This window comes from Leeuwenhoekiella polynyae, from assembly GCF_004104075.1.
GTDB lineage: Bacteria > Bacteroidota > Bacteroidia > Flavobacteriales > Flavobacteriaceae > Leeuwenhoekiella > Leeuwenhoekiella polynyae.
Genome location: NZ_QOVK01000001.1, coordinates 157,106 through 170,763 on the forward strand (window position 1 = coordinate 157,106; position 13,658 = coordinate 170,763).

General features: G+C 38.1%; 12 protein-coding genes. 5 read left to right on the top strand and 7 right to left on the bottom strand.

Features of this window, described 5'->3' with window-relative positions:
* Positions 1–61 precede the first annotated feature (61 nt).
* Positions 62–1,078 (top strand): glycosyltransferase, encoded by a 1,017-nt coding sequence (locus tag DSM02_RS00635; RefSeq protein WP_128763835.1) that lies wholly within the window; start codon positions 62–64, stop codon positions 1,076–1,078.
* Complete coding sequence (locus tag DSM02_RS00640; RefSeq protein ID WP_128763836.1) at positions 1,065–1,463, top strand: sugar 3,4-ketoisomerase; 399 nt, start codon at positions 1,065–1,067, stop codon at positions 1,461–1,463. Before DSM02_RS00635 ends, DSM02_RS00640 begins: the two co-directional genes overlap by 14 nt.
* Here DSM02_RS00640 and DSM02_RS00645 read toward each other — a convergent pair.
* The 3 genes from DSM02_RS00645 to DSM02_RS00655 are packed head-to-tail and all read right to left on the bottom strand — an operon-like array spanning position 1,450 to position 3,957.
* The gene (locus DSM02_RS00645) at positions 1,450–2,379 is read right to left on the bottom strand and encodes a glycosyltransferase family 2 protein (RefSeq protein ID WP_128763837.1); all 930 of its coding nucleotides are present in this window, start codon (positions 2,377–2,379) and stop codon (positions 1,450–1,452) included. The two genes, DSM02_RS00640 and DSM02_RS00645, sit on opposite strands and share 14 nt — an antisense overlap.
* On the bottom strand, positions 2,372–3,259 hold the full coding sequence (locus tag DSM02_RS00650; RefSeq protein WP_128763838.1) for a glycosyltransferase: 888 nt from the start codon (positions 3,257–3,259) through the stop codon (positions 2,372–2,374). The genes DSM02_RS00645 and DSM02_RS00650 overlap by 8 nt, the downstream gene beginning before the upstream one ends.
* Positions 3,260–3,273: 14 nt before the next feature.
* Positions 3,274–3,957: a cell division ATP-binding protein FtsE gene (locus tag DSM02_RS00655; RefSeq protein WP_128763839.1), complete on the bottom strand. Its 684-nt coding sequence runs from the start codon at positions 3,955–3,957 to the stop codon at positions 3,274–3,276.
* A gap of 232 nt (positions 3,958–4,189) precedes the next feature.
* On the opposite strand from DSM02_RS00655, the gene DSM02_RS00660 reads away from it, so the two are divergent.
* From DSM02_RS00660 to DSM02_RS00670, 3 genes are all read left to right on the top strand, one after another.
* A complete protein-coding gene (locus DSM02_RS00660; protein WP_128763840.1) occupies positions 4,190–7,207 on the top strand; it encodes a tetratricopeptide repeat protein in 3,018 nt (1,005 codons plus the stop codon).
* Between the two features lie 51 nt (positions 7,208–7,258).
* Positions 7,259–9,007 carry a TonB-dependent receptor gene (locus DSM02_RS00665; protein WP_240673944.1) on the top strand — a complete coding sequence of 583 codons (1,749 nt, stop codon included), beginning with the start codon at positions 7,259–7,261 and terminating at the stop codon, positions 9,005–9,007.
* A gap of 99 nt (positions 9,008–9,106) precedes the next feature.
* Positions 9,107–10,741, top strand: a complete 1,635-nt coding sequence (locus DSM02_RS00670; RefSeq protein WP_128763841.1) for an amidohydrolase — start codon at positions 9,107–9,109, stop codon at positions 10,739–10,741.
* A gap of 24 nt (positions 10,742–10,765) precedes the next feature.
* Here DSM02_RS00670 and DSM02_RS00675 read toward each other — a convergent pair whose 3' ends face one another.
* The 4 genes from DSM02_RS00675 to DSM02_RS20710 all read right to left on the bottom strand — a co-directional run bounded on the left by DSM02_RS00675 (position 10,766) and on the right by DSM02_RS20710 (position 13,566).
* A complete protein-coding gene (locus DSM02_RS00675; RefSeq protein WP_128763842.1) occupies positions 10,766–10,996 on the bottom strand; it encodes a hypothetical protein in 231 nt (76 codons plus the stop codon).
* Between the two features lie 40 nt (positions 10,997–11,036).
* Positions 11,037–12,164 carry a lactonase family protein gene (locus DSM02_RS00680; RefSeq protein WP_128763843.1) on the bottom strand — a complete coding sequence of 376 codons (1,128 nt, stop codon included), beginning with the start codon at positions 12,162–12,164 and terminating at the stop codon, positions 11,037–11,039.
* A 133-nt stretch (positions 12,165–12,297) separates the two neighbouring features.
* A complete protein-coding gene (locus DSM02_RS00685; protein WP_128763844.1) occupies positions 12,298–13,101 on the bottom strand; it encodes an MBL fold metallo-hydrolase in 804 nt (267 codons plus the stop codon).
* Positions 13,102–13,170: 69 nt separating this feature from the next.
* Entirely contained in the window at positions 13,171–13,566 is a 396-nt protein-coding gene (locus tag DSM02_RS20710) for a GNAT family N-acetyltransferase (RefSeq protein WP_394342617.1), read from the bottom strand.
* Positions 13,567–13,658 lie beyond the last annotated feature (92 nt).

A 13,658-nucleotide genomic window follows, 5' to 3' on the forward strand; every position in this document is an offset into this window, starting at 1 on the left:
TATTCTCGTAGAGTCACTTGCTGGTGGCGGGGCAGAGCGATCTGCCGCCTTGCTCACGGAAATGCTTTCAGATAAAGGGTTCAACGTACATCTAGTCACAATAACAGATACTATTGGCTACGCTTTTAAAGCTCATTTGCTAAATCTGGGTTTGTATAAAAACAAACGCAACGATTTCCTGAATAAAATGAGACGCTTACAGATTGTTAAAACGTATTTGAAGGTGCAGGAGATTGATGTTGTACTGGATTTTAGAATGCGAAAGAGTGTTTTAAAAGAATTGATAGTCCAAAAATTTTTATACCGAAAAGCGAAACCAGTTTATATGGTACGCAGCTCCAATCTGGATTATTATTTTCCTAAATCGTCCAGGTTTACCAGGAAACTATTTGAAACAAAACCGATTTGTGTTTTGACGGAAGGCATTAAAACGAGCATTGAAGATCAGTTTAAATTGAAAAATATTACCGTAATTCCTAATGCAATTGATCTTAAGAAATATAAGGAGAATTATGCGATACCATCTCCTATTGAACGTAGGTATATTTTAGCTTCCGGACGTTTAGTGCCGGGAGTTAAACAGTTTGATAAATTGATAGCAGCCTATGCAGAAAGTGAGTTGCCACAGGCAAATATAGACTTGCGCATTCTGGGCGTAGGAGAAACACTTGATGCGCTCAAGGCTTTAGCTAAAAAAATGGGTTTGGAAAAGCAGGTTGTTTTTGAAGGTTTTGTAAAAGATCCCGAACCTTATGTCGCAAATGCACTTTATACGGTACTGTGCAGCAAGTTTGAAGGATTTCCTCGGGTTATTTTAGAAAGTTTGGCCTGTGGAACGCCGGTTGTAGCAACAGATTGTCCCACCGGTCCTGCAGAAATCTTAGACGGTACAAATGGAATTTTAGTCCCTCATAATGACTTTAAAGTACTGATTCTGGCGATGAATAGATTGGCTTTCAACGAAGGTTTAAGAAAGCAATTTAAGGCTTCATGCCGCTCAAGTATTTGTAAATTTGAAGCTGCTAAGATCTCAACGCGCTGGCAGCACTATTTAAACCAAGTTTATGAATTGTATTAGGCGTATAAAACTTCCTAAAATTGAAGACCGCAGAGGTAATCTTTCGGTATTAGAGAACGATATTTTACCGTTCACTTTTAAGCGGGTTTATTATTTGTATGACGTACCCAGTGGTGCATCTCGAGGGGGGCATGCACATAAAGAACAAAGCGAATTTTTAATTGCGCTTTCCGGTAGTTTTGATGTGCTGATCAATACGGGTTTTGAAACTCAAATTTACACGCTTAATAGACCTGATGAAGGCTTGTTGATTCCTAATGGGTATTGGCGCGAACTCGATAATTTTTCTAGTGGTGGGATTTGCCTGGTTTTGGCAAGTGATGTTTTTAAGGAAGTAGATTACGTAAGAAACCTTAATGATTTTTTAGCTTCTAAAAAGCTGTAAACCGAAAGCCTCTCCGTAATAAAAATAACTTTGCTTTTCTGATTACAATCAATATTAGTCTTGGAGCATTCAATAGAAAGCGCTGTTTTTTATTGAGCACCGAAGGATCTAGTTTCTTTTTAAGTTTAGAAAATAAATCCAATCGCCCTTCAGTTTTGTAAAAGATGCACAAGAAATACCGTTTAAACTGAATATACTTATGTAAAGATTGATGTTCAGGATTGGCCCGAAGTATTGCACCAAATTTAGGAGCCTGTAGTTCGCTTTTTTTTTGACTGCTTATTTGATTAGGTACATATGAGCGATAACGGCAAGTAATCTTAGGGTTATAAGCCAACCGGAAATTGAGATTAGCCTGTATCAAAAAATCAACATCTTCAGAATACGTAATGGGATTTTTGAAACCTTCTATAGCTAAGAAACCTACCTTAGTAAAAGCCATGCCGCTGGGGATTATTAAGGGTTGATATAAACTGGTATCAAAATAATCAGTGACAAGATGAGCTTCTTTTATTTTGAGATTGAGTCTGGGTTTTAAAAGCTTGCCAGTACTATAAAATTCTTCATAACCGGTGCCAAATAAATCAGCTTCAGGGAAAGAGTTTCTAAGTTTTATTAAAACGTCTAAATGATCAGGGAGCCAGATATCATCTGCATCTAGCAAGGCGATAAAATCAGCTTGAGAAGCCAAAACACCGGTATTTCTTGTTTGAGATAAACCTTGATTCTCCTGATCGATGATGCGAATACGGACATCTGAAAAACCGTGTAAAATCTCCAGACTATTATCTGTAGAGCCATCGTTGATAAGGATCAATTCAAAATCTGTAAAACGCTGTGCCAATACAGATTGAATAGTTTCTTGCAAATAGGCAGCTTTATTAAATACCGGGATAACGACACTGATCTCAGGCATCCTGCTTCAATTTTATATAAAAATAGAGGCGGTATAGATCAAATAAGCGCAGATAGGGTTTAGTACCACAAAGGTTTTTGATGATTTGGGATTCCTGTTTTTTTATAAGCTTTATAAACTGTTTTTGGGTCCTTGTTTTTTTTAAGAACAAAGCAACACGCTGCAGCGGCCGGAAATCTTCCGGGAGTTTTTGGGCTTTTTCAAGATTGACCATGGTTTGCAATCCTTCTTGTGTTTTTACCAGGTATTGCGCATTAGTTTCCAGACCTAAATGTAGCGTAGGATTGTCAATATGTAAAACCGAAACCTTCTGTTTTTGAAGTAAGTAGGAAAAGTAAATATCCAGTCCGTAGGCGTTTTCTTCAGCGGGATTGCAAGCTAGAAAAACCGATTTTTCAATCAATATATGCTGACTGATCAAAGATAAGTAGGGTTTTTTATTGCGTTTTGTAGCAGGTTTTGCTTCTCTGCTTTTTCCGTAGTAATAGCGTAGAAGTTTGGTGTCATCACTCGGTTTCTCGGCATAAGCCACTCCTCCAAAAACAACCGAAGCTTTACCCAAATGTTCAAGCATAATTCGCAGAAAGTTTTCGCGTAACGGCATCACATCAGCATCAAAAAACAGCAAATGCTCATATTTTGAATGCTCTGCTAAAAACTGTCGAGTAGCTGTACGCCCTTTATTTATAGTAAATGTATCGTAGTAACAGTTTTGATATTTAGTCAGTTTTTCATTTTCGGCTTTTAAATTTTCGTCAGTTGAAGCATCATCAGCTATTCTGATTTCATAATCAATATCCACAAGTTTGATCATCTCGAGAATTCGAGAAACCAGTTCGGTTACCGAAGTGTTATAAACGGGTATGAGGATGGAAAGCATATCCCCGAAGATACTTAAATCGTCTTTTGTACAACTTCAAAAATCTTATTTCCGTCGCATTTAAGAGTTTTTGAAGGGTATTTGAGTAACAACGCATAATCATGTGTAGCCATAAGAATGGTGTTTCCGTTCTTGTTGATTTCTTGCAAGACGCCCATAACTTCAACCGAAGTTTGTGGATCCAGATTACCGGTTGGTTCATCGGCAAGAATCAATTCGGGGTCGTTAAGCAGCGCACGGGCAATCGCCACACGTTGCTGTTCACCTCCTGAGAGTTGGTAAGGGTATTTAAACCCTTTGGTTTTCATCCCTACTTTATCCAGTACTTCGTCAATCTTAGAATCCATTTCACTTTGATTCTTCCAGCCGGTAGCTTTAAGAACAAACTTGAGATTCTCTTTTACCGTACGGTCATTCAGCAGTTTAAAATCCTGAAAAACGACGCCCAGTTTCCGTCTTAAAAAAGGTATTTGTTTCTCTTTAAGTGTTGTCAAGTCATAATCTACAATGGTTCCTTGTCCTTGTTGTAGCGGTAAATCGCCGTAAAGCGTTTTCATAAAACTACTTTTTCCACTTCCGGTTTTACCGATGAGGTAAACAAACTCACCTTTATTGATGCTGAGGCTTACATCAGAAAGAATAAGGCTTTCGCGTTGAAAAATAGAAGCATTTTGAAGTTGCAATACCGGTGTAGACATAGAAAACGACTAAGAGTTGATAGGTTTATCTAACGTCAAAAATACAATAAGTATTTCATTTGAAGTGCTTCTCTAAGCTGTTGAAAACTCGTTTAAAATAAGCATCAAGAACTTATTTATAAGAAGGCCTATCTAGATATAATTATCCTAGTTTTGTAACGTTATTAACAGTAGTTGCTTTTAGAATTTGAGGTTTTAAAAAGTACTGCTTTTGCAACTTAACACGATATTTATGATTAAGAAATATGCCGCTTTGGCACTACTTATGCTGCTCACATTGCCGGTTGTTACCGCGCAGCAATCTGCCGCTTTTACAAATGAACTTGCCCAGTATAACAAGGCGCTTACGCTGTATAACAGCAAGCAGTATCTGGCTGCCCAGACTGTTTTTTTAGAAATAAAAGAGAAAACTACAGACCCTACAATTGAAGGTGATTGTGCTTATTATATCGCTAACGCAGCGGTACGTCTCAATCAGAGTGGCGCAGATGCCGCGATGCAAAAATTTGTAGAAGAATATCCTACCAGTACTAAGCGCAACTCTGCTTATAAGGATGTTGCAGATTATTATTACGAGAACGGAAAGTATTCTGTAGCTAAACGCTGGTATGAGCAAGTAGATTTATCTCGCTTAAACTGGAGCGAACTCGAGCGTTACAACTTCAATATGGGGTATGTCCATCTTAAGACTAACAGTCCGCAAGAGGCAAAAGTATATTTCAGCCGGGTACGTAATTCAGAGAAATACGGAGCTCAGGCTAAGTATTATGAAGGCTTTATGGCCTATGAAAATGATGATTATGAAGAAGCGAGTCAGCTTTTTGAAGAAGTAGAAGCCGAAGAAGGAACCCGCGAAGATCTGAGTTATTTTAAGGCAGATCTCAATTTTAAGAAAGGTGATTTTCAGGAAGCTATAAGGCTTGCTAAAGAGCAATTACCCACCGCAAACAGACTGGATCAATCTGAATTAAACAAGATAATAGGTGAAAGTTATTTTAACCTTGGTCAGTTTGATGAAGCGCTTCCGTATTTAAAAGAATACCGCGGGAAACGCGGAAAATGGACGAATACCGATTATTACCAATTGGGTTATGCATATTACAAGCAAGGCGATTATGCTGCTGCAATCGGCGAATTCAATAAAATTATAGACGGAAAAAACAGCGTTGCACAAAATGCATATTATCACTTAGCTGATGCCTATCTCAAAACTGATAAAAAGCAAGAGGCACTGAATGCTTTTCGTAATGCCTATCAAATGGATTTTGAGCCGAAAATTAAAGAAGACAGCGGACTTAATTATGCAAAGCTGAGCTACGAGATCGGTAATGCATACGAACCTGCACCGGTGGCTATAAGCAACTACTTAGACCAATATCCTGATACGCCAGAGCGTCAACAACTTCAAAATTTACTCATAGACTCTTACATAACTTCTAAGAATTATGAAGGTGCGATGGAACTTATTGAGAACAACCGCAATTTTGATGATAAAGTAGCTTATCAAAAAGTAGCTTTTTACCGCGGCATCGAATTATACAACGACGGAGATTTTCAGGAAGCAATCATCAATTTTGAAAAATCATTAAGTGAACCCCGGACACCCGAATTTACAGCTCGAGCACTCTATTGGAAAGCAGAAAGTGAATACACTATAAACCGTATTGATGATGCACTGCTTACGTTTAAGCAGTTTGAGCAAAACAGTGCGGCGCCTTCATTATCAGAATATGATAATCTGGCTTATAACTTAGGTTATGCCTACTTTAAAAAGAAAAATTACAATCAGGCTGCAAAATATTTCAGTCAGTATACAAAATCAGCTACAGCAGATAACGTGAGAAAAATGGATGCGTATATGCGTCTGGGTGATAGTCATTTTATTGATAGTGAATACTGGCCGGCTATGGAAGCGTATAACGAAGCGATTGCTATGCCCGGCGGAAATAAAGATTATGCAACCTTTCAGAAATCTATAAGCTATGGTTTTGTAGATCGTAACGCTCAAAAGATAGAAGGCTTAAGCAATTTTGCCAATCAGTTTCCGCAGTCTAGTTATCGGGATGACGCTTTATACGAGTTGGGAAATACGTATGTTGCTACCGGTGACAACGAACGCGGAATTCAAGCTTACGATCGTTTAGTTAGAGAAATTCCTAAAAGTAAATTTGCCGCTAAAGCACAGCTGAAAAAAGCACTTATTTATGACAATACAAACCGAAGCGATCAGGCCTTAAACCTTTTTAAACGTGTTGCTCAGGACTATCCGGGGACTCCAGAAGGTGTTCAGGCTGTAGCTTCAGCAAAACTGATTTATATAGATAAGGGTCAGGTTGAAGAATATGGGCGATGGGCAAACAGTCTCGATTATATTTCGGTAGAAGATGCAGAACTTGATGATGCTGCATTCTCTTCAGCAGAAAAACAATTGGTAGGCAGCAACAATCCTGAAGCGATTCAGAATTTTGAGAAATACCTGCGCGAGTATCCTAATGGGCAACGCGCAATGGAAGCACACTTCTATTTGGGTCAACTATACTTTGGTAAAAATGAATTTCCGAAGACCATTCCACATTATAAATATGTGATTGAAAAGCAACGCAGTGAATTTACAGAACAAGCTTTAGCTCGTTTAGGTCAGGTGTACCTTAGTGAGCGTAATTATGCTGACGCAGTGCCTGTATTGAAACGTCTGGAAAATGAAGCAGACAGTTCCCAGAACCTCATTTTTGCGCAAAGTAACCTGATGAAGTCGTACTACGAACTCAAGCAGTATGACAATGCAGTTAGTTACGCAGAGCAGGTGTTGAGCAATTCTAAAATAGATAATAAAGTAAAGAGCGATGCTCAGGTAATTATTGCTCGTAGCGCAATGCAAACCGGTAACGAAAGCAGAGCCGCAAGTGCTTATGCTGAAGTTTCAAAAATAGCAACCGGTGCATTGGCAGCTGAAGCCTTGTATTATGATGCTTATTTTAAGAACAAAAATGGGGACTATAAAGGCTCTAATGTTTCGGTACAAAAACTAGCTAAAGACTATAGTGGTTATAAAGAATATGGCGCAAAAGGTCTTGTGTTAATGGCAAAGAATTTTTATGAACTGAAAGACGCGTACCAAGCGACCTATATTTTAGATAACGTGATCTCAAACTTTAGCGATTATCCTGAAGTTGTAGCAGAAGCTCAACAAGAATTAGAACGAATTAAAGCAACTGAATCTAAAACGAATTCATCGTTAGAAGAAAACTAAAATTCACCAGAACGCTTTCAGTTTTTGAAACACCTAATTAGAAAATCAATTATGATTAAGAATATAAAATCAATTTTCACTACAGCTTTGATCTTGAGTGCGATAGGAGTTGCGCAGGCTCAGGATAAAGATAATCTGGGTACCGAAGTAGTAAATGTTGTAAAACCCTATACGCCAGAAATAGGAGATGCATTTAAAGTAAAAGCGACACCTAGTCTTAACGACTCGGTGAATACCGCTAAGAAAAAAGTAACCTATGGGATATTTTCGGTCCCTGTAGCTTCAACGTTTACGCCTGCTAAAGGAAAGGCTGCTCAGGTAGAAAAGGCAAAGCGAGTGAAATTATATGATAATTATGTGCGCTTAGGCTTTGGTACGTATACTACAGCTTTAGCTGAATTTTACAGCAATTTTGAGATAGATCGGGATTCAAATTTTGGAGTTTATTTAAATCACAATTCATCACAAGGAGAGATTGAAGATGTAGTTTTAGACAATCAGTTTTATGATACGGATCTTAATTTAAATTACTCTTCTCGCAACCGCGATTACAACTGGCACACCGATCTTGATCTGGGACATCGGCTATTCAATTGGTATGGCATAAATGATGCTGTTGCAGCATCACCTACCTTGACAGAAGCTATTGACCCTGTTCATAGTTATTTTCAGGCTGGTTTGAGTGGAGGTATTGAGTTTAATGAAGGTTTTTTTGAAAGTGCTACAGCTCGTGTAGGCTATTTTGGAGACTCGTATGAATCTAGTGAAATCAGGGCTGTTGTTGCTCCGGAATTTATGATTCCGATTACAGATCAGAAAATAAGCTTAGACTTGAAATTAGATTATCTAAACGGAAGCTTTGACCGCAATTACAGAAACTCTGAAGCAATAGAATACACGCATTTAATAGTGAGTGCAAACCCTAGTTTACAAATCTTAAAAGACGATTTGACTTTAGACTTAGGGGTAACTGTTGCGACAGATTTAAATCCTGATGCAGACAAAACAGATATTAATATCTACCCAAGTGTACGCGCTTCTTACAATGTAGTCGATGAGTATTTTATTGCTTATGGTGGGCTAGAAGGTGGTTTGATGCAAAACAGCTACCAAGAGCTAGCTACAGAGAATCCGTTTATATCTCCGACTATAGATTCCCTTTCTCCAACTGATCAGAAATATGATTTATACGCGGGTATAAAAGGGAAGCTGAGTAGCGCGATGAGTTACAACTTACGTGCAAGTTATTTAGCTCAGGATAATCGTTTGTTATACCGAAATAACTACCGTTCTGCAAGTGAAACCACTATTACCGGAGCAGAAAATTATCAATACGGAAATTCTTTTGCGGTAATTAATGACAATGTAAAAACGCTTTCGGTTTTTGGTGAATTGAATTTTGATGTGAACAGCAATCTGAAAATGCGTGTAAATGGAGAAGTCTTTTCTTATGATACCAGTATAGAAGATCAGGCGTGGAATTTACCCGATTTTAAAGCTTCATTTTTTGCAGATTATCAGATAGACGAGCATTGGTTTGCAGGTGTTACACTATTTTATGTTGGGGAGCGCAATGATCAGGTTGATGTGTTTACCACTTCAATACCCAGCAATCCACAACCTGTTACTGTAGAAAGTTATTTTGATGCAAATGCACACGCCGGTTATCGCTTAAATGATCAGCTAAGCTTTTTTGCACGTGTGAACAATGCATTAGGGAATAATTATCAGCGTTGGGTTAATTATCCGGTACAAGGCATTCAGGGAATGGCAGGAGCGACTTATCGTTTTGACTGGTAATTTTTTAGAAATTATAAATAAAAAACTCCCGACTTTCGGGAGTTTTTTTGTTTAATGCTGTTATAACTTAATTTGTACATTCGCCAAAACTATTTTCTTATGCGTAATGCACTTTTTCTCCTTTTGAGCTTTTTAATATTAGGCAGCTGCCAAAATAAAATATCAGATAAAATAGCTGTTGATGCAATTTTTATAAATGGAAGGGTTTACACTGTAGATAAAGAATTTGCCAGAGCGGAAGCTTTTGCGGTTAAAGACGGTAAGTTTATAGCCGTGGGTCTTACCGATTCTATTCAGGCAAAATATCAGTCTGAACAAGTTCACGATTTAAAAGGAAATACAGTCTTGCCGGGATTGATTGACGCGCATTGTCACTTTTTTAGATTTGGTCAATCGCTTCAAAATGTTGATTTAGTAGGAACTCAAAGCTACGCTGAAGTTATAAAGCGCGTAACTGATTTTCAAACTGAAAATCCGGCAGAATTTATTTATGGTCGAGGTTGGGATCAAAACGACTGGGATTTAAAAGAGTTTCCTAACAAGAGTAAATTAGATTCGTTATTCCCAGATATTCCGGTGGTTTTACAGCGTATTGACGGTCACGCGCTTCTAGTGAATCAAAAAGCATTAGATCTTGCTAAGATAGATAACACTACACGTATCGAAGGCGGTGAGGTTATCAAAGAAAACAATCAGATTACCGGTGTTCTTATTGATAACGCGATGGATTTGGTAAATAACGTTATGCCAAAAATGACTCGGGAACAAGCGATAGAAGCTTTGCAGGATGCGCAGGAGTATTGTTTTGATTATGGCTTGACAACGGTCAACGATGCCGGGTTAGATCGCAATACTATTATGCTTATTGACAGTTTACAAAAAACAGATGCACTCGATATGCGCGTTTATGCAATGATTAGCAACAATACTGTAGACGTAGATTATTTTATAAAAAATGGAATTTTAAAAACCGAAAAGCTAAACGTACGTTCGGTTAAGGTTTATGGTGACGGAGCATTGGGCTCTCGTGGTGCGGCTTTACGCGCACCCTATACAGACCGTCACAAGCATTTTGGAGCAATGGTTACACCTGTAGATAGCATCTATAGTTTAGCCCAAAAACTTGCCAAAACCAATTTGCAGATGAATACTCATGCAATAGGAGATTCTGCCAATACTGTTGTGCTCAAAGCTTATGAAAAAGCTTTAAAAGGTCAATCAGATCGCCGCTGGAAAGTTGAACATGCACAAGTGATTTCTCCGGAAGACTTTGATTATTTTGATGATAATATTTTACCATCGGTACAGCCTACGCACGCTACCAGCGATATGTACTGGGCAAAAGATCGTTTGGGCGAACGCCGTATGAAAGGCGCCTATGCTTATAAAAAATTGTTAGATGAAGCAGGAATTATCGCTTTAGGTACCGACTTTCCAGTGGAGCAAGTGAGTCCGTTTTATACCTTTTATGCTTCGGTAGCCCGAAAGGATTTGATGCAATATCCCGAAAACGGTTTTCAAATGAAAGATGCACTTTCTCGTGAAGAAACGCTGCGGGGAATGACTATCTGGGCAGCATATTCTAATTTTGAAGAAGCTGAAAAGGGAAGCATAGAAGTTGGTAAATTCGCCGACTTTATCATTATGGATCAGGATATTATGACCGTTGAAGAGGATTCAATTCCTAATCTAAAAGTTGATCAAACCTGGTTAGGAGGGAAGCAGGTAAAGTAGGTGAAAATAGTATGTCACTCAGAACTAAACCACCCAGCTTTTACCAAATAACATCCAGGATATCACTGTTTGTCTACCTGACTGTGATGAAATATGTGATACTCTAGGAGTTAAAATGAATGTTATTGCTGCACAAACAGCAGCTTTTAGAACTCCTTCAAAGCTTGGGAAGCCCCACAACATTAAATACCAAAGGGCTACATAACAGATTATAAATGCGAGCGTGCTTAAAAAAATGATTGCAAAGCGTTTCATAATATTATATTTTGATACATTCAAAATATAAGAAATTCTATTACTCAAACAAAATACAAACCGGTGCTGAAGCACTTATTTCAGAAACATAAGTCATTAAGCCGGTTTCTGAATTACGCTTATACGAAACCAGATTATCACTATTTTGATTAGCAACAATCACAAAGTTCTCATCTGGTGTTAACTGAAAATTTCGAGGATCTTTTCCTTTTGTCGGTTCGTTAGCTAGAAGACTTAAACTACCATCTTCTGCAACTTCAAGAATAGCAATACTATTGTGGCCTCTGTTTGATGCGTATATAAATTTACCGTTTTTAGAAATGTGTATATCTGCCGCTTTGCTATAGTCCTCAAAACCTTCTGGTAAAATAGAAGTGATACTTGTAACCGAGTAGTTTTTACCACTTTTTGCTATTTGCGCAATGGTATTGTCAAGTTCATTTAAAACATAAATAAAACCATTATTGGGATGAAAAACCAAGTGACGCGGACCTGCGCCTTCAGGAAAATCTAGTTTTTGGTTTTCAGACGGTTCTAATTTATCGGTTTTTGTATTTATCTGTGAAAACCACAATTGATTGGTTCCAAGATCAGCTGAAATAATGCCGCTGCCATCCGGAATAAACCAAGCAGAATGTGCGTGTGGACCTTCCTGACGATCTGTAGTTCCTTTACCTTCGTGCTGTTCTACATCGAGAAGTTCAGATAGACTACCGTCTTTAGTATCCAATTTAAGAAGCCCTAAATTCCCACCAGAATAATTTGCAACCAAAACATAACCCTTATCGTTTATGGTAACAAAGCAGGGGTGCGCACCACCGGTTTGCGATTTGCTAACTTGCAGCAAGGTATCACCTTCAACTCTAAAAGATTCAATAGTACCCGGATCATTTTCATTTACAGCGAGAAGAATGTCTTTCTTAGAATTGAAACTTAGAAAAGAAGGATTAGAAGTTTCTGCGACAAGTGCCGGTTTTGTAAAACTTCCATCTTCTAATAAACTCAATTTGTAAATCCCTTTACTATCACCATCAGTATATGTACCGATATAAAACGGTACTTCGCTTTTGAGTTCTTCATGAGTTTCCATAGTGTTTTCAGTTTTTGTTTCAGAATTTTTACAAGCGCATAAAAGCATCAAAATCAGGCCAAAAAAAACAGATTTCATAATTGAATTTTATAAGGTTATTCTTCCGAGTCAGCGAAGATTAAAATTAACGTATTCTGCAGTATTGAAGTTTTATTTCTAAAAGAAAAATCCCGACACCTTGTACCGGGATTTGACTTATTTTTTTGTGTTGTTATTCACCTCCGTTAGGATACCAGTCCAAAATCATAACCTCGGTGCCTACGTTTGCAGAGTCTACAATTCCTTTAAATTTCTCTACATCACTTAGCCCGTCCTGACCTCTAAAATGATATGGATAAACTTCTTCAGGTTTAAAAGCAATAACGCCGTCTGCTGCACTTTCTACAGTCATGGTATAGGGTAGATTCATACAAACAAATGCTTTGTCAATATCTTTAAGATTACGCATCTCTGGGATATCTTCTGTATCACCTGAGAAATAAACGCGCATTCCGTCTTTTTCTATAACGTAACCGTTGCCCCGACCTTTTGTATGAAACTGTTTAGCTTCTTCACGCAAGTTGTACATAGGGATTGCGGTTAAAGAATAACCATCCCAACTCTTTGTTTCGTCATTATTAATGACAGTTACCTGAGAACGAATAGCGCCTTCTAACTGATCATAAACCTCTTGAGGTGCAAAAATTGCAGATTCTGGAGTAGCTACTGCTTCTAACGTAGCGGGATTAAGGTGATCTCCATGTATATCTGTAACCAAAATCACATCTGGTTTTGGTTGCCCTTCAAATGCTTCAGCGCCACCCACAGGGTCTATATAAAAAACGCTATCGCCAAAATCGAACACAGCAGTGGCGTGCTCAATAGGAGTGATATTAAACTCAGTTTCTACAGCTTTTGAATCTTCGGTCATTGCCATTTCTTCAGTTTCTGAAGCAGACTCATCTGTAGATTTATTTTCATTTTTACAGCTAAAAATTGCCAAGGCCGTAAACGCAGTAAGTATGATTTTTTTCATTTCGCAGTAGTTTTAACAGCAAATAAACTAATAATAAGCTGGTTAGGCTATTAAAGAAATTGTAAAACATTAAAGTTGAATCCGCATTTTTATATCGGCTCGCCGGTAAGGATTGGGTTGTTGCAGCGGTTCTTCTATAAAGCCATATTTACGATAGAGGTGAATGGCATTTTCTAATTTACGACTTGAGTATAAAATGAGGGTTTTTAGCCCTTTGTTACGCGCAAAATCCAGCGAATGTGCTAAAAGTTGTTGTCCTATTTTTTGACCTCTCAACTCGACGTCAACGGCCATTTTTGTGAGTTCGTATTCCTCATTCTCATCAGGCATCAGAGCAACTACACCCACGACTTTATTATCAAGAAGCGCTATTAAGATTTCTCCTCCGGGTTTTATAATATGAGTTTCAGGATCACTTAAAACATCATTGTCATGAGGTTCTACGGTAAAAAACGCTGCAGCCAGTGCAGATTGAGTAGTTTAAAAGCCTCTGTGTATTGAGGCTTGTAGGTATCAAAAGTAAGATTCATATAAAAATTTAGAGCGAGTAAAGTTAT